The sequence below is a fragment of the Kribbella sp. NPDC055071 genome, assembly GCF_053608045.1.
On the sequence record NZ_JBSGUS010000040.1, the window covers coordinates 16700 to 37238 of the forward strand.

Genomic DNA, 20539 nt, shown 5'->3' on the forward strand with positions numbered 1-20539 from the left:
ATCGGCGGCGAGTTTCGCCGATATCCACGACTCGACATCCCGGCCCGAACCACTCGCCACGACTCGATGCACCCGACCACTGCCACGGCCGCCGCCGTCGCCCCGAGCACGATGCTGACCGCGAACAGCGCCCACCGGCCTTTCCGGAACTTCCTGGTCGCTATCCGCAGTTTTACTTCCGCAAAGACCCAGCCGGCCCTCACCACAGTCCGCCCCCGTGATCACACCCACCCCGCACGGACCCCGTGCGTCAGCCTCACCACGGTCCACTCCCGTGACCAGACCCCCCGCGCGTGTGACCACTCGGGTGAGCGGCTCCGGAATAGCTGCGATCCTTCCCTGGTCGCGGTGGTGTGGGTCAAGGGTCGAAGATCGCGCAGCGACGCCGAAGGCGCCCTTGACGCACGCCGCCGCGACTAGAACGATCACGCAGCCCGGAGACCGCGCCACCACAGTCGCCTCGCGCAAAACCACACGAGCGGCGTATCCACCACCCGCGCCCCCGCCGAAGGCGACAAGACAAGACAACAGCAGCCCGCGCTGTTACGTGACGCGGCCCTGGCTCGGACAGGGGAAGCCAAGCCAGGGTCGCGGTGTTGCCACGGGCAGAAACGTTGCTCTACTTGCGCCGTTCTCGCCAGGGCAGATCGTGGGGCAGATCAATCTGCCCCGAGCGGGAACCTCCGGCTCGGCCTCGCGCAAGTGACCGAGCCGGAGGAGTTTTCAGAACGCGGTCTCGGGGAGGTCCATGATGTCGAGGTCGGTGAGTTCGGCCTTGACTCGTTCGGCTCGGACTGTCGGCATCGTCGTACGGACGAACCACTGGGCTGCTGCGACCTTGCCGGTGTAGAAGTCCTGCTCGGTCGGGGAGAGCTCGCCGCCTAGTGCGTTGAGCGCGACCTCGGCCTGGCGCAGCATCAGCCAGGAGCAGACCACGTCGCCGAGGACGTACAGCAGGCGGGATGTGTTCAGGCCGACCTTGTAGACGTTGCGGGGGTCGCCGTTCTCGGCCTGTGGGTTGCTCGCCATCAGCGCCTGGCCCATCACGCCCAGGATCTTCTGGGTGTCCTCGAGGCCCTTCGCCAGCAGCGCGCGCTCCTCCTTGAGCCGGCCGTTGCCGGCCTCGGAGGCCACGAAGCCCTGGATCTGCTCGGCCAGGTGGCCCAGCGCCTTGCCTTGGTCCTTGATGATCTTGCGGAAGAACAGGTCCTGACCCTGGATCGCGGTCGTGCCCTCGTACAGCGTGTCGATCTTCGCGTCGCGCACGTACTGCTCGATCGGGTAGTCCTGCAGGAAGCCGGATCCACCGAGGGTCTGCAGTGACTCGGTCCCGAGCAGGGTCCACGACTTCTCCGAGCCGTACCCCTTGACCAGCGGCAGCAGCAGGTCGTTGACGCCCTCGGCCACCGCGTCGTGCTCACCGGCGTACCGGGCCTGCTCGGCGCGGTCCTGGTAGGTCGCGGTGAACAGCACCAGCGCCCGCAGTGCTTCGGCGTACGCCTTCTGGGTCAGCAGCGAACGTCGTACGTCGGGGTGGTGGGTGATCGTGACCCGCGGCGCGTCCTTGGCCGGCTGGGTCATGTCCGCGCCCTGCACCCGCTCCTTGGCGTACTCGAGCGCGTTCAGGTAGCCGGACGACAGCGTCGCGATCGCCTTGGTGCCGACCATCATCCGCGCGTACTCGATCACCTGGAACATCTGCGCGATGCCGTTGTGCACCTCGCCGAGCAGCCAGCCCTTCGCCGGTACGCCGTCGCCGAAGGTGATCTCGCACGTCGTGGAGACCTTGATGCCCATCTTCTTCTCGACGTTCGTGACGAAGGCGCCGTTGCGCTCTCCGGTCAGCTCGCCGGTCTCGACGTCGAAGTCGTACTTCGGGACCACGAACAGGCTCAGGCCCTTGGTGCCCGGACCGCCCGCGCCCTCGACGCCCTGCGGCCGGGCCAGGACGAAGTGGATGATGTTCTCGGTCAGGTCGTGCTCACCCGAGGTGATGAACCGCTTGACGCCCTCGATGTGCCAGCTGCCGTCGTCCTGCAGCGTGGCCTTGGTCCGCCCGGCGCCGACATCGGAACCGGCGTCCGGCTCGGTCAGCACCATGGTGCCGGCCCAGCCGCGCTCGATGATGTGGCGCGCGATCTTCTGGTCCCGCTCGGTGCCGTTGCGCCACAGGACGTGCGCGAAGTTCGGGCCGACGGCGTACATGTGTACGGCGGGGTTGGCGCCGAGGATCAGCTCCGCGGCGGCCCAGCGCAGCGACGGCGGGGTCGGCTGACCGCCGAGCTCGGCCGGCAGCTCGAGCTTGAACCACTCGGCGTCCATGTAGGCGTGGTAGCTCTTCTTGAACGCCTCCGGCAGCCGGACCTCGTGCGTGTCGGCGTCGAAGACCGGCGGGTTGCGGTCGGCCTCGGTGAAGGATTCGGCGATCTCGTGCTTGGCCAGCCGGTCGATCTCGGCCAGCACGTCGCGGGCGGTGTCGACGTCCATATCCGCGTACGGGCCCTGCCCGAGCACCGCGTCACGGCCCAGGACCTCGAGCAGGTTGAACTCGATGTCCCGCAGATTCGACTTGTAGTGACTCACAGGATTCCCCAACCTCTTCGCGGCGTACGGTTCGCGGCGTCCAGCGTGATACTCGCGAGTAACTTGAGTATATACCCACGGGTAACGAGGGGAAAGTATGGTTCGGTGTGAGGTGTGAAGCTCATCTACGAAACGCACTCGATCACGGTCGACAACGAACGCGGGATCGCGACCGGCTGGCTGCCGGGTGAGCTGTCGGCGGAGGGACGCCGGCTGGCGGCCGAGATCGGCCCGCGGCGTGGAGACGTCGATGTGGTGTTCAGCTCGGATCTGCGGCGTGCGGTGCAGACGGTCGAGCTGTCCGGGCTGACGGCGCCGCATCTGCAGGACTGGCGACTCCGCGAGTGCGATTACGGCGAACTCAACGGAGCACCGGTCGACGCGCTGGATCCGCGCGTCGACCGGGTCCACAAACCGTTCCCCGGAGGCCAGAGCTACTGGGACGTGGTCGAGCTGACCCGCTCGTTCCTGACCGACCTCAAGCGCTGGTACGACGGCCAGGTGGTGCTCGTCATCGCCCACTCGGCGAACCGGTGGGCGCTCGAACACCTCCTCGGCAGCCGCGCGCCGATGGAGGACCTGATCGTGTCCCCGTTCAACTGGCAACCAGGCTGGGAGTACGTGGTCTAGGGCTTGTAGACGGTCGCGCTGCCGTACAGCTTCTGCGTGAACGCCGACATGTACGCCGACGTGTCGGACTCGGTCAGGTTGTAGGTGAGGAAGACGCCGTACCCCTCGGTGACCGTGCGCTGGGCCAGGCTCGCGGCGGTGGCGGAGCTGGTGGCGGTGTACGAGATGGCGGCCGGGGAGAGGCGCGACTTCGAGGTCGGGCCGCTGGGGACGCCCCACGTGCCGTAGTACGGGTTCCAGGCGTAGTTGAAGGTGTTGGCGATGCTCTGGCCGTTGTAGGTGAGGCGATCCGCGGCCGGGCCGATGTCGTAGAGCGTGATCAGCTTGTTCGGCAGCTTCTGGCGCAGAGCCTGGACCAGGTAGACGAAGGAGAAATCGTTCGGCTGGCCGGTGCCGTTGTTGCCGTACTCGGCGTACTCGTCGTCGAAGTCGATACCGTCCAGGCCGTAGCGGTTGACGGCGTCGGCGAGCTGTTGCGCGAACGCGTCCGCGGCGGCCTGGGTCGGGAAGTTCGCGAAGCCGGCGCCCTGGTGGTTGCCGAGGACCGACAGCAGGACCTTGATGCCCTTCTGTTGCAGCGGGCGGATCTGGGTGGCGGCGTTGGTCAGGACGTTCGTCACCTGCGGATTGAAGGACAGGTAGGCGTTCGTGCCGTCGTAGTTGATGTTCGCCGCGAAGATCACCGCGACGTCGATCACCTGGGCGCCGTCGGTGGCCAGCGTGTACTTGCCGGCGCTCAGCATGCTGTGGTCGTTGACCTCGATGTAGGCCACGGTGACCGGGCCGGTCTTGCGGGCCCGGCAGTGTGTCGATGCCGCTTCGGCGGGCAGCGCGACACCGGTCGCGGCCGCCGCGGTCCCGGCGGCGAGGGCTGACAACAGGGTCCTTCTCTTCATGAGCTGCGACTCCTCGTCAAGAGTGGGCGGTCGCTATAACGGTTAAGTGTCCGTCGCCGCCTGGCCGGAGAGCCAGGCGGCGACAGGAGATAAACCGGTATAGCGATCCCGATCATCGATCGGCGCACCTCCGGTGTCAAGGGATCAGTGCAGGGTGACGATGTCTGCCATGTCGCCGTTCCGGACCACCCTGACCTCGACGGTGGTGCCGGCCGGGACCAGGAGCGCGTCGGACCGCTCCTGGCTCCAGGCGCCGCCGTCGATCCGGTAGGAGAGCTTCGCCTGGTAGCGGGCGATCGCCCAGCCCTGGTTGTCGGGGAGCTTGATCGAGACCGGCAGGATGTCGTCCCCGTCGGGGACGCCGCCGGAGACGATCTTCGCCTTTCCGGTCTTCGGCTGGAGGACGGCGTAGATATGAGTGGGGTCCAGCTCGAGCTGCTGCTCGCCGATGTACACCGCGGTGCCGTTGGCGGTCACGCCGTACCCGGTCCACATCGAGTTGCTGACGGAGAAGGCGTTCTGGTCGCTCACGGCGGAGACCGCCTGATCGAACCGAGCGGCCGCCTTGGCTTTGAGGCTGTTCGCGCCGTTCGTCATCGGCCAGAGCTGGAAGTCCGGGACGTCTTCCCACAGCCGCCTGCCCTCGGTGGAAGGCGGCGCGGCGTTCACATCGCCGTTGACGATGCTCAGATCGGAGAACCCCGCCGGGCTGGGGAGCCTGGTGAGTCGAAGGGCGCCGAGCTGCTGGTCGGCGGCCAGCGTCACGACGCTCACGTGGTCGCGGAAGCTCAGCGCCGAGAACTTCCGCTGGACCGAGCCGTCGGCCTCGTACGTGCGGCCCGTCGACCAGCCGATCTTGCGGCCGTTCATGTCGATGGCGACCAAGGCCTTGGTGCCGGCCTTCTCGACCACGAATCCCGCCGCCAGCGACGAACCCGGGACCGGGTAGCCGTCGCCGATCACGGTCGGCTTCCCGTTCTTGCCGTCGCCGACGAAGCCGATCAGGGTGGCAACCCCCTCGTGATCGAGCTGCACGTCGGTGTGGTTGCGCAGGTCGGCGTACTCGACCACGATCGCGGCCCGGCCGCCAGGAGTGTTCCCGGCCCAGGCGACCTTGGCATTGCCCTGCATGTGGTCGAAGATGCCGCGGCTGAAGTTGATCGACTTGCGGTGTGACGTCCGCCAGGTCTTCAGGACTTCGTTGAGGTAGATCTCGTCGCCGGCAAGATCGCCACCGGTCGTGCCGTTCATCAGGAACGCGTACGGGTCGCCCGGGGCCGGAGTGCCCGCGACCGGGCTGTCGCTCAGGTGGTCGAGGACGGCCTGGCCGCTGACGGCGACACCACCGACGACGACCACGGCCGCGGCGGCCGCGCTCAGCGCGAGGAAGCGGCGACGGCGAAGGCGGCGCGCACCACCGGCGCGGGCGCGGTCGAGCAGGTCTGCGGGCGCCTCGATGTCGTCGACCTCGGCGCTCAGCCGGTGCTTGAGTTCGGTGTCGGTCATCGGAGTCCTTCCAGGATCGCGGGTTCGGTGATGAGGCGGAGCCGATCGAGGGCGCGGGACGCCTGGCTCTTCACGGTGCCGACGGAACAGCCGAGCGCGTCCGCGGTCTGTGCTTCGGTGAGGTCCTCGTAGTACCGCAGCACGATGACCGCACGTTGTCGCGGCGGCAGCTGTTGCAGTGCGGTCAACAGCTGCTCCCTGACGGCGAGAGTGTCCGAGCCGTCCGGCGTCGGCTCGTCGTGGGTGCCCAGCGACACCTCGGGTTTGCGGCTGCGGCTGCGCCACCGGTTCGCGGACAGGGTGGCCAGCGTCTTGCGGGCGTAGGCCTCAGGTGCCGTGTGGATCCGGCGCCAGTGGACGTACAGCCGCTCGTACATCTCCTGCACGAGATCCTCGGCCGCGGCCCGCTCGCCGGTCAGCAGTACGGCGGTCCGCAGCAGCCGGGTCGAGCTGCCGCGGACGAAGTCGTCGAAATCGTCACCACGGGTGACCATTCACCCCTCCTCTGTGATCGGTCTGGTAAGGAGGTAGACACCGCGGGCACAGGGAAGGTTGCATGCACGGGTTCAGGCAGGGGACACGGCCCGGAAGGCCAGTACACGACGATAGGCGGGACTTGCCATGCGTGTCATCGGATTGATGTCGGGGACGTCGTACGACGCGATCGACGCCGCGGCCGCGGAGCTGCGGCTGGACGGGGATCAGTTGGTCCTGACGCCGCTCGGTCTCCTCAGCCAGCCCTACCCGGCCTCGGTGCGGGCCGCGGTGGCCGCGTCGTTGCCGCCGGCAAGCACGACCATGGAGCAGGTGTGCACGCTGGACACCTCGATCGGGCAGGCTTTCGCGCAGGTTGCTCAGCAGGCGGTCGAGCAACTGTGTGGCGGGCATGCGGATCTGATCGTGTCGCACGGGCAGACGGTGTTCCATTGGGTCGACGGGGCAACGGTCCGCGGGACGTTGCAGCTCGGACAGCCGGCCTGGATCGCCGAAGCAACGGGGATCACGGTCGTGTCGGATCTGCGGGCGCGGGATGTGGCCGCGGGTGGACAAGGTGCGCCACTGGTCAGCATCCTCGACGTGCTCTGGCTGCGCGGGCGGCCCGGCGTACCGGTGGCTCTCAATCTCGGTGGGATCGCGAACATCACCGTCGTCCACGGCGAACCGGTTGCCTTCGACACCGGTCCGGCGAACGCGCTGATCGATGCGGCCATGACCGAGCTGACCGGCCGCCCGTTCGACGCCGACGGTGTGATGGCCGCGCGTGGCACGGTGAATGCCGAGTTGCTCGAACGGTTGCTGGCGGAGCCGTACTACGGCCGGCCCGCGCCCAAGTCGACCGGGAAGGAGCTGTTCAACCTCGCGTACCTCGCTCGGGCGCTGGAGGGTCTGCCGGAGATCCCCGGACCCGACCTGGTCGCGACGCTGACGATGCTGACGGCTCGGACGGTGGCTGACGCCGTACGGCGGTACGGCGGGACCGAGGTGATCGCGTCCGGTGGCGGGATCCGCAATCCGGTGCTGATGCATCTGCTCGGGTCGGAGTTGGGTGTGCCGTTGCGTACGACGGATGAGCTCGCGCTCCCGTCCGCGGCGAAGGAGGCGCTCGCGTTCGCCGTACTGGGATTCCTGACCGTCCACGGGCTGGGTGGGACCGTGCCGAGTTGCACGGGCGCACGGCACACCAGCCTGCTCGGCTCGGTGACCCCGGGGTCGGCTGGGCTGCCGATGGTCCCACGCGACGCGCGGCCTCCCCAGCAGCTCGTATTGCAGTGAGCTGCACACTAGTGCTGTGACGAGGCTGTTCGTGGTGACTGGTGCGCCTGGTGCGGGGAAATCGACGGTGGTACCGGAGTTGGTTCGGTTGAATCCGGGCAACCTGGTGGTGATGGACATGGACGAGCTACTGGACGATCACGGCCGGTTGCTCGGGCTGGACATCGCGAGTCCGACCGCGGCTCCCATCTGGCCGGCGTACAACGCGTTGTGGTTGCGGATCACCGAGCTGATCCGGCGGTCCGGGATCCCGGTGTTGTTGCTGTCCCCAGCGCTGCCGGCGGAACTGCCGGAGGGCCGGTGGCTGCATCTGGACTGTCCGGACGCCGTACGACGTAAGCGGCTGGCCGGCCGTGGTTGGCTCCCGGTCCAGATCGAGGAGGCGCTCGCGGACGCGGCCGAGCTGCGCAAGTACGTGCCACGATCGGTGCGTGGCGATGTCGCACCGGAGCGCGTGGCCCGCAGCATCCTGGACTGGATCCGCGGCGAACGCTTCGGCAAGACGTTGAGCCTGTGGGGACGCCTCCGCAGTTGACCTTCGAGTTGGTGCAGGGGCGAGGGTCTGGGTCATGTTGACGATCAGTGAGTTTGCGCGGTTGGTGGGGTTGGCGCCGAGCGCCCTGCGGTTCTACGACGACTGCGGAGTGTTGCCACCGGCCGAGGTGGACGGCTCGAACGGGTACCGCTACTACTCGCCGTCCCAGCAACCCCGAGCTCGTCTGCTCCGCGACCTGCGCGAGATCGACCTCCCACTGGCCGACGTCCGGGTCGCGTTGGATGCCGATCCCGCCGTACTCGCGGAGCTCGTGCGAGCACACCTCCGCACGGTCGAGTCCAAGACCGCCGCGGCCCGCGCGGCCGCAGATCACCTCCTCACCCAGCTCCTGGCCAAGCAGACAACGGCGGTACTCGGCGGTGCCGAGTTCGCCAGCGCGATCCGTCAGGTCGCGCCGGCCGCAGCCAATGACTTCCCGGTGCTGGACACCGTGCTGATCGAACTCGGCCCGGACGAGGTGACGTTCGTGGCGACGGATCGGTATCGGCTAGCGGTGCGAACTGTCCGGTCGGTGGGGTCCGAAGGTCCGGCGGGACAGGTGCTCGTGCCGGCCGCCGAACTCGCGGGACTCGCTCGGTGGGCGGCCGGGGGTGACGTCGTTCGGTTGGAACTCACCAGCGTGGGCTGTGAGCTGGTCCGCGGGGACGAGACTCGCGCGCTCACGGTGGTGGCGGCCGAGTATCCGGCGTACGCGACGATTCTCGAGGGCCTGACTCCAGTTGTCTGCCGGGTGGTCGTGGATCGACTCGCGTTGATCGCGGCGCTGGTCGGCCGCGAGGTGGTCGCCTTCGACATCACCGCGAACACCCTCTCGATCGACGACGAGGTGACGCTGGACGTCATCGGGTCAGGCGCGACCCGGATCGGGTTCACCGCACCTCTGCTCACTGCCGCGTTGGAGGCCAGTGTCGGCCCCGACGTCCTCCTGGAGATCTGCGCCGAGGACCGTCCCGTCGTAGTCCGCTCCGCCGACCAAGGGACCTTCACCACGCTGGTCATGCCCGTGCGCCTCGAACCGGGCGAGACCCATTGACAACATGTTGTCGTCTATGACAACATGTTGTCTATGAGGACAGCTTATGTAGCGGTTTATGACACGTTCGCGGACTGGGAGATCGGGCACCTGACGGTCGAGTTGCGGACTGGACGGTTCACTGGCGTGCCGTGGACTGTCGTGACGGTCGGCGAGTCGCTGGAGCCGGTGGTGACCATGGGCGGGCTGCGGGTGGTTCCGGATGTGACCATCGCGGACGTCGAGCCGGACGCCGGCGATCTGCTGGTGCTCGCGGGATCGGGTGAGTGGGATGCCGGTGGCGGGGATGCGTTCGCCAAGCTGGCGGCGCGATTCCTGGAGGCGTCGGTGCCGGTGGCGGCCATCTGCGGGGCGACGGCCGGACTGGCTCGGGCGGGGCTGCTGGACGAGCGGAAGCACACGAGCGCGGCGAAGGAGTACCTGCAGGCAACGGGCTACCAAGGCACCGACAACTACGTCGACGCCAGGGCGTTCGCCGATGGGAATCTGATCACAGCTGGGCCTGACGCGCCGGTGCAGTTCGCGGCGGCGACGTTGGCGCAGCTCGGGCTCCTGCGCGAGCCGAAGCTGACCGCATACGAGGGTGTGTTCCATCGGGCGGACCCCGCGGCGTACGGCGTACTCCTCAGCTGATTGAGTGATGGTGTGACAGCGCGCGACGAGTGGCCCGAGGCTCAGCCGGCCACGGAGGGTGGGATTGTCTTGACGGACGTCGTCCTGGCCACCTTCCGGCTGAATGCCCGGCTGCTCGAGGCCGCCCAGGACTTGGCCGCACACGGCGGACTGACCGCGGCTTGGTGGCAGGTGCTGGGCGGCGTGCTGGACGAGCCGCGGTCGGTCGCCGACGTCGGCCGGATCATGGGGGTGAGCCGGCAGGCGGTGCAGCGGATCGCCGACCTGCTGGTCGAGCGCGGGCTGGCCGAGTACCGGCCGAATCCCGCGCACCGCCGGGCCAAACTGCTCGCCTGTACCGAGGCCGGCTATCTGGCGATCCGCCGGATAGCCGTCGTCCAGCACCCGTGGACGGCGGAGCTCAGCAAGTCCGTCGACCTCGACGATCTGCGGACGACGCTCGCCACCATGCGGACCCTGATCACCGAGCTCGAACAAGCCGGACCGTCAGACTCCGGCCATACGTCTGATCAGTCCTGAAAGTCAGCCGCGTGCCCGTCAGAGTGCGCGTGACCTGCACGTCCGGCGAGTCGCCCCGCAGGTACTGACCCCAGAGATGGACCGTGACCGAGGAGCGTTTGGTCGTGGGGTCGGTGACTGAGACCACAACGGCGTCCGCTTGACGTTGCAGCAGCACGGAAGCAGGCCCGTCGATGGTCAGGCCTGGAAGGGTGTGATGGCCCGGCGTGAAGCTGTTCACGCCGGTCAACCGCAGCCCAAGGTGCTGAATCGCCTGTAAACGTGAGGTGTTCGAGAGCACCGAGACCCGCCCGTGCCGATACGAACCCAGTCCCGATTCCGTTGCGTTAGGCACCAATGCGTACGCCATCGCCCTTGTCGCACCGGCCGGCTGGGCGACGGTGAGACCGAACACCTGCTTGGTCACCGCAGTATCCGGATTCGACGTGCGCACCACCCGCCGGCTTCGTGTCACCTGCTCGAGCCCGACCGCCACAGTGCTCGGCTGCAGGAAGTAGTACCCCAACGACACCTGTCCATCGGTGTAGCGAAGCCACCGCGGATCAACCGTCCCAATCCCGGTCCAGGCGCGCCCATCCCGTCGTACGCCGGAAACCGCGACGGCCGACGCCGGACCGGCGATCCGGGTGTCCAAGGTCGTGGTCACCGCGCGGGTCGCGTCACCGACCCCGGCCGCGAGTACGACGATCCCGTCGTCGAGCAGGAACCACGACTTGGTCGCCGACGCGTTGCGATACACGACGAAGTCGTCCGGCAGGCTCTCCCGGGACGCGTAGGCGAAGTCGTCCGACTGCACCCACCCGACCGCGCCGTACGCATCGAGCGTCGCGCCGCCGGAGTGCACGTTGGTCCCGGTCGGGAAGTACACATAGGTGTTCTGCGCCTCCGACGACGACGTGAAGGTCGGTGGATTGTCGTAGTACTGCGTCCCGTACAGCTCGGGGACGGACTTGCGGGCCTCTACCGGCGCGGTGACGCCGCTCAGCGCGTACGGCGAAACGGTCGTGAAGTAGTCGACGCCGTACGCCTGGGTCTGATCCTGACCGGCCAGATACAGGTAGTGCGCGCCGTCGCCCTGGAACCATGGCATCAGGTTTTCGCCACTCATGTACTCGTACTTGCTGATCCGCTCCGAGTTCCGCGCCAGCGCGAACGCGTACCCGGGCCGACGATGCACAGTGCGGTCCATCGCGTTGAACGCCGTACTGCTCGCGGCTGGATTCAGATCCGCCGGGACGATCGCCGGATCGGCCGCGATGTCCGCGAATCGAGCGACGCTCACCGGGGACACGAACGACGTCGGATTGATCGTCGGCCGGGCGGTGAACTTCGCGAACGCCTTCAACCGGGCCGAATCCGGGCCCGTCGCATAGTCGGCCAGATCGACGATCGCCTCCACGACGACCGCGACATCGTCGTACCCGGTCGCGGTGCGGGAGACCGCGCGACCCTTGACGATCTCCATCATCCAGCCCTCGAAGATCAGCGGCGCGAACCCGTGTTCGACCCACCCCTGGACCACGCCGACCAAGTCGTCGCCGCCTTCCCCATCTCCTTCTTTTCCTTCCTTCCTTTCGTAGTCGGTGCCGGCGAGGATCTTGATCGTCTGCACGACCCGGCTGAGCAGGGCCTTTCCGTACGAGCCCGTGTACGCGACCGACGAGTGCTGGATGAACGAGCCGTCGGCGTAGTACCCGTCCGTGACACCGTGCTGCAGGTTGTACGGGTCGACGGTCGCGAACACGGTGAACTGGTCCTGCAACGCCTTCTGGATCCGCGCGTCGTCGCCCATCAGCGCGCCCTGCAACACCCGGTTCGCGGTGATGTCGACGAGGTTGGCGCCGGTGTGGAAGCGTGAGTCGAGGTCGACATCGCCGTTCTTGCCGTTGCGCAGATAGGCGTCCATCGAGGGGACGTACAGCGCGACGAGCGCCGCCGGGGCGTCCAGCAGAGCGAGGGTCTTCGACACGAACGTCGAGATCCCGATCTCCCACGTGAACCAGTTGCCGTAGTACCCCTTCGACTGGTCGCCGTAGTAGTTCTCGTGCAGCCAGACCAGCTTGTCGGCCACCCGGGTCCGGATCTGTTCGTTGCCCTGCAGGTCCGACGCCGGTCCGGGTCGTTTGGTCGCGAGCGCGATCTCATAGAGATGCTGGTACGACGCACTCAGGTTCGGATCGCTGGTCCCGAGTGGAAGCCCCTTGAAGAGCTCGCCGGCGCCGGCGGTGTCCAGCGCCTTCAGCCAGGTGCGAGCGGTGCTGTCGAGGGAGGCGAGCTTGGCCGCGACTTCGGGGCGCGCGTTGGATTCCGCCGTACCGGCGTAGATCGCGATCGCGTTGGTCAGCAGCGGGTTGATGTCGCCGGTGGTGGCTGCCCGGGCTCCTGGCGCGGGGTTGACCGCTGTCAACAGAGCGGTGGCGGGCACGAACGACAGCAGGCGGCGGCGGGTGATGTCCACTGGTACTCCCGGGCGAAGGGGAAAAACCTCACTCCGGGAGTCAAGCAGGCGGAACTATCTTCCGGCAACCGCTTACCGCAATTTAGGACCCGCCAGCGCCGACCAGTTGGACGTCCATCGAGAGGATGCCGATGGGCGTGCCGGCCGCCTTGGTGGGGATGACCAGCGCGACTTGGTGGAGGTAGTCCTGGTGCAAGGTCTGCGTGTACTTGACCGTGCTGCCGCTGAACGCCGTCGCCTCGCCGCTGGTCCAGTACGCATTCGACCCCGGCTCGACGCGTTGCAGGTACTGCTCGGTCAGCGAGAGGAAGACCAGCGCCTCGCCGGATGCCGTGATGAAGGTGAGCGGCTCACCGGAGAGCTGGTAGGTGTCGGTGACGCCCGCGATGTACGGCTCCGCGGTGTCCGTGAGCTTGGACTTGGCCCGGAGCTCGAGCAGCTTCGTCGTACCCGGAGAGGGCACGAACAGCTTGGACTGCGGGGCCTTCGCGCCACCGGTCAAGTACGCCGCGAGGTCCTTGCCGACCGTGGCCGGCGGGCTGCTGAGCTTCTGCACGTCGGAACTGCCCAGGCTGCGGAGACCGTCGATCGACGGCACCTTGACCGCCTTCGACGGATACACCGAGTGGGTCAGCAGCCAGGGCGTCGCCGCGCTCTGCCGCTCCCACACGCCGAGCTGACGGCTGTCGGGCGCGCCCGAGATCCCGGAGTCGACCACGAACCGCATCGGGTACGACGTGAAGACCGGCGCACCGATCTTCGGGTCCGTGTAGGTGAACGGCTTGTCCTTGTCCTTCCCCGCGCTGTCGAGCTTGCTGCCGATCAGGAAACCGGCCCGGGTCTGGGCCAGCGTCGGATCCGCCTCGATGGTCGACGAGAGTTTCGCGTCGCGGGTCTGGTTGGCCTTGTTGTTCAGCTCGTTGTACCGGCTGACGACGGCCTGTCCCTCCGCGAGCGTGACGGCCGGGCGGCTCTCGCTGGCCTCGGCGGTGTTCTTCGCCGGGAGCAGGCCGCAACTCGTTGTCGTGAGCAACATTGCACCGCTCGCCAGCAGGGCGGCGGTCCTGCGCACGGCCTCGTCGCTCTTCTGGAACTCGGGCGACTCGACCAGCGAGACAGTCTCCGGCTCCTCCTCGGGCGCCGGTTCCGCGGACGCACGGTCGTCGGGTGCGGGCTCGTCGTACGGGCGTTCGTCGTGGGCTCGGTTGTTCTGGACGACGCCGACCCCGACGAGGCGGGGAGACTTCGCCCGGGCGACGGCTGCGGCTGACATGAACATCGGGGCCGCCGGCACGGGCGAGGGTGCCGATGCGGGTGCTGGCGCTGGTGCGAACGGGCTGACCCGCTCCGGCGCGAACGGCGAAACACGCTCGGCGGGGACCGGCACCACCGGCTTGGGAGCCAATACCGGCTGAATGGGCGCAGAGTAGGCAGGCTCGTTGGTCTTGATGCGCGCCGCGGGGATGCTGATCGGCGCGGTGGTGATGGTGGTGGCCGCAGTGCGCGCCGGCCGGCGGCGGAACGCCAGCATCAGGCCGAGCGCGAGGATCAGGACGCCGGCGCCGAGGACGACGAGGCTGAGGCCGAAGGCGCGGTGGATCTGAATGCCGAAGCGCACCTGGGCGCCGACCGCCGGGCTGCCGTCCGCGTTCATCACGACGACGTCGTACCGGCCGTCCTGGATCGGCCACGCGACGGTCGACTCGCCGGTCCCGGACCGCGCCACCCACCAGTCGAGCTTGCCGGGCGGCGTCAGCTTGCTGGTGCCACCGCGCATCTCCTGCGTGCCGAACGTCGCCGGCGGGTCGAAGCGGACCAGTCGCGTGTGCGCAGAGCTGCTCAGGTAGTCGCGAACGTCGAGGTCCTGGCCGACGCCGACGAACAGCGGCTTGTCGCCGGTCGCGGTCACGTGCAGGGTCGGACCGTGCCGGTCGAGCAGATTGGGTGCGGTGATGACGGCCAGGCCCTGGCTGCTGAGCGATCGGCCGGGCGTGGAGATCGTATTGTCCGGGCCGACCAGCCAGAAGGCGGCCAGGGCTCCGGCGACGGTGACCACCAGGCCGGCCACAGTCAGCAGCAGACCCAGAGCGGTGCGGGCGAAACGCATGAAAAGGCTCCCGTTGTACGACGAGCCCGGGCCGCGGCGGGTGGACCGGGCAACGAACGCCGCGCGGAACCCATCCCTGGACCCCGTGTTTCATCCGTTGCCACTACATAACTGAGTGCGCACGGATCTGTTACTGTTCCATCAATTAACGAATGGCGGTTCACAAACTCGGAGGCGGTGGAGTGGCCCGGCCACGGCTCGTCAGCGACGACGTGATCCTGGACGCGACCCGCCAGGTGCTGGCCGAGGTGGGCCTGGCGCAGCTGACCCTCGCGGCCGTCGGTTCCCGGGTCGGGCTGGCGGCGCCGACGCTGCTGCAGCGCTTCGGCTCCAAGCGTGGCCTCCTGCTCGCGTCCGCAGCCCGATCGTCGGACCTCCTGCTCCGCGCCGCCGAGCAGGCCGAAGCACGGAACAGGTCACCCTTGGCCGCCGTCCGAGACTTCCTGCTCTCGTCCGTTGCCCCGGCCAAACATCGCGAGGAGGTCGGCAACGGCCTCGATGTCGCCGATCCCGAGTTTCGCGCCCATGCACTGGCACGCTCCGCCGCCGTCGTGGACAGCTGCGCCAGGCTCTATCAGGCCGCCGTCGACGCTGGTGAGCTCCGCGCGCATACCGACGTACCGGCTCTCGCCCGTCACACCCTGGTCTGCTTCACCGGCGCGCTGCAGGTCTGGACGGTCAACGGATGGGGCTCGCTCGGCACGTTCCTCGCCGACCAGCTCGACCTGACGATCGCGCCGCATCGGCCAAACGGTTGACCAAGGCAACAGTTGCGGAACACGGTGGACCTCGCCCTGTCGTTGGCTGACGCCGCACGTATCCTCTGCCCTGACGGAAACGACCACACCCAGTCCCGGATCGTCGAGCTCGAGGTCCACGGGACCTGAGGTTTCTACGTGAGGAGAAGGACATGAGCAGGCTTGGACGCGTACTGGTTGCGGTTCCCGCGCTGGCAGTCGTCATCGCCGGCGGGACGGCGACCGCGGCGTCGGCCACGGACGGCAAGCCGAGCGGTCCGCCGCCGTCCGGTGTGACGTGCGTGTCGGTGACCGGCGCGAAGGCGTGCTACCAGTCCGGCTCGGACAAGGTCTGGGTGAAGGACACCAAGGCGAACGGCCAGTCCGCGGCCGGCACGATCAAGTCGCTGCCCAGCCACACCAAGTGGGGCCGCGAGTGCTTCAACGGCCGCGGCGAGGCCGGCGGCTGGGTGGTCTGCGACTTCGACGTACCGAACTACCAGCCCGGCGACCTCTGGGCCGCAAACAACCCGTTCATCGGCGCCCAGTCCAGCACATCCATCAACACCGGCCCCATCATCTGACCCACGCACCACCCGACCCGAGGCGAAGGCTCATCCAGGCAGTGCGACGCAGGCAGGCAGTTGCCGACGGCACCGGCGCCAAGGTCCAGAGCATCGCCGGGAGCCAATGGCTGTGTGTCAAACGATTGCCTGAAGCATCCGTTTCGTCGGCAGGCCGTTGCGCAGGTCAACCTTCGACCCGACCAGAGATCTTCCGTCGAGCAACCGCAGTTGAGCACCCGTGACTGGCAGTTCCCTCCGGCCTGGCACGGTGCAAGCTGCGATCGGAGCGTCGTCAAGTCGTGTCTAGGGGCGTCGGAGGTACTCCTCCAGGCTCTCGATCTCTTCGCGGACAGCTGCCTGCTTCTGCGGGTGGAGGTAGAGCAGTTGGCAATTGTGGATCGCGAAGGCAACCTCAGGTGAGGTGTCGAACAGTTTGGCAATTCGTTGGACGGTCTCGTCCTCCGACTCGGTCGGAGCGGCGGTCCGATAAAGCTCCGCCAATTCGACGATCTTGGTCGGCAGGGCCGAATATGCCCGGAAATGAGCAAGCCGCATCTCGTTCTGAGCTCGGATCTCTGCCGCGCCAAGTTCCATCCGGGTCAACCTCCTGTTTGGTGCGCCTACCCGGTGGTATCCGGGGGTCGGGAGACGGCGCCCTCGCCCGCGGATTCGATGGTCTCACCCGGTCCGCGTCCCGTGGACGCGGTGTCGACCATCTTCTGCAATGCATCCTGAACTGTGCTTGGATCCTGGGGCCGGCGCGATTCGCGTCGAGTTCATGCTGCGGGTGGGAGACGCGGCCGGTTGCTGCTGTTCGCGACATCCACGCCCGGGACAGTCGGTGGCGGCAACTAGCCGGGCGGATGTCGGAACCCTTGATCGCCGACCTGACTGGCGAGGATGTGGCCAAGAGGCCGGATGAAGATGGTGGCGACGGGGTTGCCGGCCCGAGCGGGCACGTCATGGCACCGACCTGCCGCAGGAGTCGTGAGACAGCAGAACGCCAGGTCGGAAGTAGGCTCTGACCTGGCGTGTCCTCGTGGAGCGGGTGACGAGAATCGAACTCGCACTGTCAGCTTGGGAAGCTGATGTTCTGCCATTGAACTACACCCGCGCACCGGTGTGACCGGCAAGCGCAGACGAGCATAGCCGATGGGTGGGGGTGCACGCACGGCGGGTGGGCGGGTTGGCGGGCGGACGCGACGGACAATCGGCCCGGGAATGCCGGGTCGAGTTGTTGCGCGGTCAGGGGGATGGTGCCGGATGCATCGAAAAGGGGTTCTTCGGCGGTTAGCGCGGGGGGTTCTTGGGCAGTTTTCCACAAAGGGTCCGCTCAGGACTGGGCAGGCCCGTCATCTTCTGGCAGATTAGAACGCGTTGCCGGGGGCAACATTCGACGCAACGTGAGGATGCGGTCCTCGCAGGGACCGGACAAGATGGTTGCGGGGCAACTGGATGAAGGGGTGAACGGTGGCAACAGACACGAGTGACGCGCTGGAGAACCTGGAGAAGGAGCTCGTCACGATGGCTCGCCGGCTGCGCGGTCTGCAGCGGACGCTGTCCGACGAGGCACACCCGGACTTGGAGCCGGCGCAGTACGCGTTGCTGAACCACGTCGAGGAGCTGGCGCCGGTGCGGATGGCCGACCTGGTGGCTGCGCTCGAGGTGGACAAGGGGCCGGTCAGCCGGGCCTGCGCGCGGCTGGAAGAGGAAGGCCTGCTGAAGCGGGCGGCCGACAAGTCGGACGCGCGGGCGACCCTGCTCACGCTGACCGCGGCCGGCAAGCGCAAGCTGGCAGCGGCCCGGAAGAAGCGGCACAAGGTGATCGAGGACCTGCTCAAGGACTGGTCGCCGGCGCAGGTGAAGACCTTCGCCACCCAGGTGTCGCGGTTCAACAAGCTGGCCGACTGAGTTAGTTGCCTATGGCCCAGATCTGAGTTCCGGGCGCTGTCGTCGAGATGTGGCCCAACGGTACCGGGATCAAGGTCGGGAAATGGTCTGGTGGTGCGGTCCCGCCGGAGAGCTGAGGGCTCCGGACGATCCACCACCGGCCATTGCACCCGGTATTGTCCGGACGAAGTATTCACGCCGTCGGCTGGGCTGACGGGGATTGCGCTGCTAAGTTGCGTTCGTGCTGCTCTCCGACCGTGACATCTTGGCCGCGATCGACGCGAAGCGGGTCCAGCTGGACCCGTTCGACGCTGCGATGGTGCAGCCGTCGAGTGTCGACGTCCGGCTGGACCGATTCTTCCGGGTCTTCGAGAACCACCGGTACCCGCATATCGACCCGGCCGAGGAACAGCCCGACCTGACCCGGCTGGTCGAGCCGGACGGGGACGAGCCGTTCATCCTGCATCCCGGTGAGTTCGTGCTGGGATCGACGTACGAACTGGTGACGCTGCCCGACGACGTGGCGGCGCGGCTGGAGGGCAAGTCCTCGCTGGGCCGGCTCGGCTTGCTGACGCACTCCACCGCCGGGTTCATCGACCCCGGCTTCTCCGGGCACGTGACGCTGGAGTTGTCGAACGTCGCAACCCTGCCGATCAAGCTGTGGCCGGGGATGAAGATCGGCCAGCTCTGCTTCTTCGGCCTCTCCTCACCCGCAGAGCACCCGTACGGATCGAAGCAGTATGGCTCGCGCTACCAGGACCAGCGCGGCCCGACGCCGTCCCGCTCGTTCCTGAACTTCCACCGCACCGACGTCTGAGCACACCCAAGGGCGCCGGAAGACGCCCTTGAGTGTGGGTTGGATCAGGCGGTCGGCTTCAACGTCACCAGGACCTTCTGGATCTCCAAGTCGTCGCCGCGGGATCCCTGCAGGTAGACGCCACCGAACTGCGTCACTGCGTCCGGAGTCCGAATCCCCAGCTGGGTGTCGTACAGCGAGAGGTCCGAGCCGAAGGCGCTCGCCTGATCGCCGGACGGGTCCACGCTCTGCGGGCCGCTCGGCGTGCTGCCGCCGCCCGGCGTCTCGGACGAGCCCGGCGTCTCCGAAGAGCCCGGCGTCGCGGTCGAGTCGCTGCCAGGGGTGGCGGTTCCGGTCGAGGTCTTGGTGAGCGGGAGGTCCTTGCCATCGGCAGCGGTCAGTGCGATCGGCAGGCCCTGTGCCCGCCCGTAGAAGACGCCGTGGAAGGCGGCGGTGATCTGCGGCACCACCCGGCCGGCCGATTCGTCGGTGTAACCCCAGAGCCTCTTGCCGGTGCTGTCGTCGACCGCGAAGATCTCGTCGCTGGCGGTGCCCTGGGCGCGGGTGTTACAGACGATCGCGCTCGCCTGGTCGCCGAGGCAGGAGTAGTCGTAGCGCTCGTTGTTCTCGCGCGTCGACTTGGTCTCGACGACAGCGCCGCTCGCAATGTCGGCGGCGAAGAACGAGCTGCTGTAGGTGCTCGTGCCTGCTTGGGTGATCCCGGTGTACGACGATGCACTGAAGTAGGCGTGCTTAGTCCCGGCCCCGGAGACGGTCAGCAACTGTTGCTTCGTCGGGATCTGCTTGGTGATCTTGCCGGACGCGCCGTCGGCGAGCACGATCGCGCTGTCCTTCGCGTTCTCCGACGAGCTCTCCCTGGCAGCGACGACGACACCGTTCAGGACGCCACCGGCCGAGACGCCCGGGATCCCGGTGGCCTTCTGGGTCTTCGGGTCGGCAAAGATCGACAGCTGCGTGACCGACTTTCCGTAGGTCGCCGCGGTGATCTGCGGGTGCACCGCCAACGCAACCTGACCGGTAGCGCTGTCGACGCTCTCGGAGGTGATGGCGTCCACTGTGCCACCGGGGCCGAGGGAGGCCACGTCGTACGTCGCCTCGGCGAGCTTCTTGCCCTCGGTGGGATCGAACCACTGGACCACTACCAGCCCGTGCGCCTTCACCGTGCCGCCGCCCTTGTCGGACTGGGCCCAGGCGATCACGACCGCGTCCTTGCCGTCGACCTGGGCCGTCATGGGCCTGGTGTGGTCGAGGATCTTGATCGTCTCTGGCGTGGTGGTCGCCGCCACGGTCCAGGGCGCGTGCTGGGCGGCGACGTCGTACGCCTTGAGCCCGGTGTTGGAGGCGAGCACTGCGGTCCGGCCGATCATCCCGGCGCTCAGCGCGTAGATGTCGTCGTTGTCGTTGCGCGGGACCGGATACGCCGCCGAGACCGCGAAATCCTTGGGTGGATCGAACGAGGCGACCGGCGGAGCCGCCGGTGTGGTCGGCGTCGTGCCGGCCGCGGTCTCACCAGAGCCCGAGCTCTTGGTGTCGTCCTTACCGCCGCAACCGGCGAGCAGGATGACCAGTGTGGCGGCGGTGGCGACGGCCTTGGCTGTCGGACGCTGCATCGTTGCTCTTCTCCCCAAGTGGACCGAAATGATCGCTTGAAAACCTAGCGTGTTGTCAGGTCCGGATCGCCGTTGTGCACCGGGGATTGCAGGAAGCTGCAGTCCGCACAAACGAAAAGGGCCCGGGAGTCGGCGATTTCTAGGGGTCGTTGCAACACCGTGCTGGTTTCTAGGTAGTGAGTAGATCACGCAAGCCCTCGGCTGGGGTGTCCCAGTCGAGCGTTT

At 67.6% G+C, this 20539-nt stretch carries 18 protein-coding genes and 1 tRNA gene; 10 read left to right on the forward strand and 9 right to left on the reverse strand.

From position 1 onward, the window contains the following. Positions 1–723: 723 nt before the first annotated feature. Positions 724–2583, reverse strand: coding sequence for an acyl-CoA dehydrogenase (locus ACWF4Z_RS36645; RefSeq protein WP_452247827.1), 1860 nt, complete (start codon positions 2581–2583; stop codon positions 724–726). A 114-nt stretch (positions 2584–2697) separates the two neighbouring features. Here ACWF4Z_RS36645 and ACWF4Z_RS36650 point away from each other — a divergent pair, with 114 nt between their 5' ends. Further along, positions 2698–3213 carry a histidine phosphatase family protein gene (locus ACWF4Z_RS36650; protein ID WP_452247828.1) on the forward strand — a complete coding sequence of 172 codons (516 nt, stop codon included), beginning with the start codon at positions 2698–2700 and terminating at the stop codon, positions 3211–3213. Here ACWF4Z_RS36650 and ACWF4Z_RS36655 read toward each other — a convergent pair. From ACWF4Z_RS36655 to ACWF4Z_RS36665, 3 genes are all read right to left on the reverse strand, one after another. Then, positions 3210–4109: an endo-beta-N-acetylglucosaminidase H gene (locus tag ACWF4Z_RS36655; RefSeq protein ID WP_452247829.1), complete on the reverse strand. Its 900-nt coding sequence runs from the start codon at positions 4107–4109 to the stop codon at positions 3210–3212. The two genes, ACWF4Z_RS36650 and ACWF4Z_RS36655, sit on opposite strands and share 4 nt — an antisense overlap. 144 nt (positions 4110–4253) lie before the next feature. Next, positions 4254–5615 carry a hypothetical protein gene (locus tag ACWF4Z_RS36660; RefSeq protein WP_452247830.1) on the reverse strand — a complete coding sequence of 454 codons (1362 nt, stop codon included), beginning with the start codon at positions 5613–5615 and terminating at the stop codon, positions 4254–4256. Beyond that, positions 5612–6109: a SigE family RNA polymerase sigma factor gene (locus tag ACWF4Z_RS36665; protein ID WP_452247831.1), complete on the reverse strand. Its 498-nt coding sequence runs from the start codon at positions 6107–6109 to the stop codon at positions 5612–5614. Before ACWF4Z_RS36665 ends, ACWF4Z_RS36660 begins: the two co-directional genes overlap by 4 nt. A 127-nt stretch (positions 6110–6236) precedes the next feature. Between ACWF4Z_RS36665 and ACWF4Z_RS36670 the strand changes: the two genes are divergently transcribed. Genes ACWF4Z_RS36670 through ACWF4Z_RS36690 form a run of 5 tightly spaced genes read left to right on the forward strand, consistent with a single transcriptional unit; the run spans position 6237 to position 10129 of the window. Continuing rightward, positions 6237–7388, forward strand: a complete 1152-nt coding sequence (locus ACWF4Z_RS36670; protein WP_452247832.1) for an anhydro-N-acetylmuramic acid kinase — start codon at positions 6237–6239, stop codon at positions 7386–7388. Between the two features lie 16 nt (positions 7389–7404). Then, positions 7405–7923 carry an AAA family ATPase gene (locus ACWF4Z_RS36675; protein WP_452247833.1) on the forward strand — a complete coding sequence of 173 codons (519 nt, stop codon included), beginning with the start codon at positions 7405–7407 and terminating at the stop codon, positions 7921–7923. A 34-nt stretch (positions 7924–7957) separates the two neighbouring features. Further along, entirely contained in the window at positions 7958–8977 is a 1020-nt protein-coding gene (locus ACWF4Z_RS36680; protein ID WP_452247834.1) for a DNA polymerase III subunit beta family protein, read from the forward strand. A 33-nt stretch (positions 8978–9010) separates the two neighbouring features. Further along, positions 9011–9610 carry a DJ-1/PfpI family protein gene (locus ACWF4Z_RS36685; RefSeq protein ID WP_452247835.1) on the forward strand — a complete coding sequence of 200 codons (600 nt, stop codon included), beginning with the start codon at positions 9011–9013 and terminating at the stop codon, positions 9608–9610. A gap of 12 nt (positions 9611–9622) precedes the next feature. Beyond that, positions 9623–10129 (forward strand): MarR family winged helix-turn-helix transcriptional regulator, encoded by a 507-nt coding sequence (locus ACWF4Z_RS36690; protein ID WP_452247836.1) that lies wholly within the window; start codon positions 9623–9625, stop codon positions 10127–10129. Here the strand turns inward: ACWF4Z_RS36690 and ACWF4Z_RS36695 are convergent. Next, complete coding sequence (locus tag ACWF4Z_RS36695; RefSeq protein WP_452247837.1) at positions 10071–12587, reverse strand: polysaccharide lyase family 8 super-sandwich domain-containing protein; 2517 nt, start codon at positions 12585–12587, stop codon at positions 10071–10073. The two genes, ACWF4Z_RS36690 and ACWF4Z_RS36695, sit on opposite strands and share 59 nt — an antisense overlap. An 82-nt stretch (positions 12588–12669) precedes the next feature. Then, complete coding sequence (locus ACWF4Z_RS36700) at positions 12670–14694, reverse strand: hypothetical protein (RefSeq protein ID WP_452247838.1); 2025 nt, start codon at positions 14692–14694, stop codon at positions 12670–12672. 152 nt (positions 14695–14846) lie between these two features. On the opposite strand from ACWF4Z_RS36700, the gene ACWF4Z_RS36705 reads away from it, so the two are divergent. Together ACWF4Z_RS36705 and ACWF4Z_RS36710 are read left to right on the forward strand one after the other, a co-directional pair. Then, entirely contained in the window at positions 14847–15452 is a 606-nt protein-coding gene (locus tag ACWF4Z_RS36705) for a TetR/AcrR family transcriptional regulator (protein WP_452247839.1), read from the forward strand. Between the two features lie 152 nt (positions 15453–15604). Further along, the gene (locus tag ACWF4Z_RS36710; protein ID WP_452247840.1) at positions 15605–16015 is read left to right on the forward strand and encodes a hypothetical protein; all 411 of its coding nucleotides are present in this window, start codon (positions 15605–15607) and stop codon (positions 16013–16015) included. A gap of 285 nt (positions 16016–16300) precedes the next feature. On the opposite strand, the gene ACWF4Z_RS36715 is transcribed toward ACWF4Z_RS36710, so the two are convergent. Both ACWF4Z_RS36715 and ACWF4Z_RS36720 read right to left on the reverse strand, forming a co-directional pair. Continuing rightward, entirely contained in the window at positions 16301–16591 is a 291-nt protein-coding gene (locus ACWF4Z_RS36715; RefSeq protein WP_452247841.1) for a hypothetical protein, read from the reverse strand. 446 nt (positions 16592–17037) lie between these two features. Next, positions 17038–17111, reverse strand: a tRNA-Gly gene (locus ACWF4Z_RS36720). Between the two features lie 356 nt (positions 17112–17467). Here ACWF4Z_RS36720 and ACWF4Z_RS36725 point away from each other — a divergent pair. Together ACWF4Z_RS36725 and dcd are read left to right on the forward strand one after the other, a co-directional pair. Further along, a complete protein-coding gene (locus ACWF4Z_RS36725; RefSeq protein WP_452247842.1) occupies positions 17468–17908 on the forward strand; it encodes a MarR family winged helix-turn-helix transcriptional regulator in 441 nt (146 codons plus the stop codon). 220 nt (positions 17909–18128) lie between these two features. After that, the gene (dcd, locus tag ACWF4Z_RS36730; RefSeq protein ID WP_452247843.1) at positions 18129–18704 is read left to right on the forward strand and encodes a dCTP deaminase; all 576 of its coding nucleotides are present in this window, start codon (positions 18129–18131) and stop codon (positions 18702–18704) included. Between the two features lie 44 nt (positions 18705–18748). On the opposite strand, the gene ACWF4Z_RS36735 is transcribed toward dcd, so the two are convergent. Continuing rightward, positions 18749–20314: a hypothetical protein gene (locus ACWF4Z_RS36735; RefSeq protein WP_452247844.1), complete on the reverse strand. Its 1566-nt coding sequence runs from the start codon at positions 20312–20314 to the stop codon at positions 18749–18751. Positions 20315–20539: the final 225 nt, after the last annotated feature.

What these genes read in the sequence shown, in the direction of transcription:
- ACWF4Z_RS36655 (WP_452247829.1), bottom strand. Translation starts at nt 4,109, where the DNA reads ATGAAGAGAAGGACCCTGTTGTCAGCCCTCGCCGCCGGGACCGCGGCG.
- ACWF4Z_RS36660 (WP_452247830.1), bottom strand. Translation starts at nt 5,615, where the DNA reads ATGACCGACACCGAACTCAAGCACCGGCTGAGCGCCGAGGTCGACGAC.
- ACWF4Z_RS36665 (WP_452247831.1), bottom strand. Translation starts at nt 6,109, where the DNA reads ATGGTCACCCGTGGTGACGATTTCGACGACTTCGTCCGCGGCAGCTCG.
- ACWF4Z_RS36670 (WP_452247832.1), top strand. Translation starts at nt 6,237, where the DNA reads ATGCGTGTCATCGGATTGATGTCGGGGACGTCGTACGACGCGATCGAC.
- ACWF4Z_RS36680 (WP_452247834.1), top strand. Translation starts at nt 7,958, where the DNA reads ATGTTGACGATCAGTGAGTTTGCGCGGTTGGTGGGGTTGGCGCCGAGC.
- ACWF4Z_RS36685 (WP_452247835.1), top strand. Translation starts at nt 9,011, where the DNA reads ATGAGGACAGCTTATGTAGCGGTTTATGACACGTTCGCGGACTGGGAG.
- ACWF4Z_RS36700 (WP_452247838.1), bottom strand. Translation starts at nt 14,694, where the DNA reads ATGCGTTTCGCCCGCACCGCTCTGGGTCTGCTGCTGACTGTGGCCGGC.
- ACWF4Z_RS36705 (WP_452247839.1), top strand. Translation starts at nt 14,847, where the DNA reads ATGGCGGTTCACAAACTCGGAGGCGGTGGAGTGGCCCGGCCACGGCTC.
- ACWF4Z_RS36710 (WP_452247840.1), top strand. Translation starts at nt 15,605, where the DNA reads ATGAGCAGGCTTGGACGCGTACTGGTTGCGGTTCCCGCGCTGGCAGTC.
- ACWF4Z_RS36715 (WP_452247841.1), bottom strand. Translation starts at nt 16,591, where the DNA reads ATGGAACTTGGCGCGGCAGAGATCCGAGCTCAGAACGAGATGCGGCTT.
- ACWF4Z_RS36735 (WP_452247844.1), bottom strand. Translation starts at nt 20,314, where the DNA reads ATGCAGCGTCCGACAGCCAAGGCCGTCGCCACCGCCGCCACACTGGTC.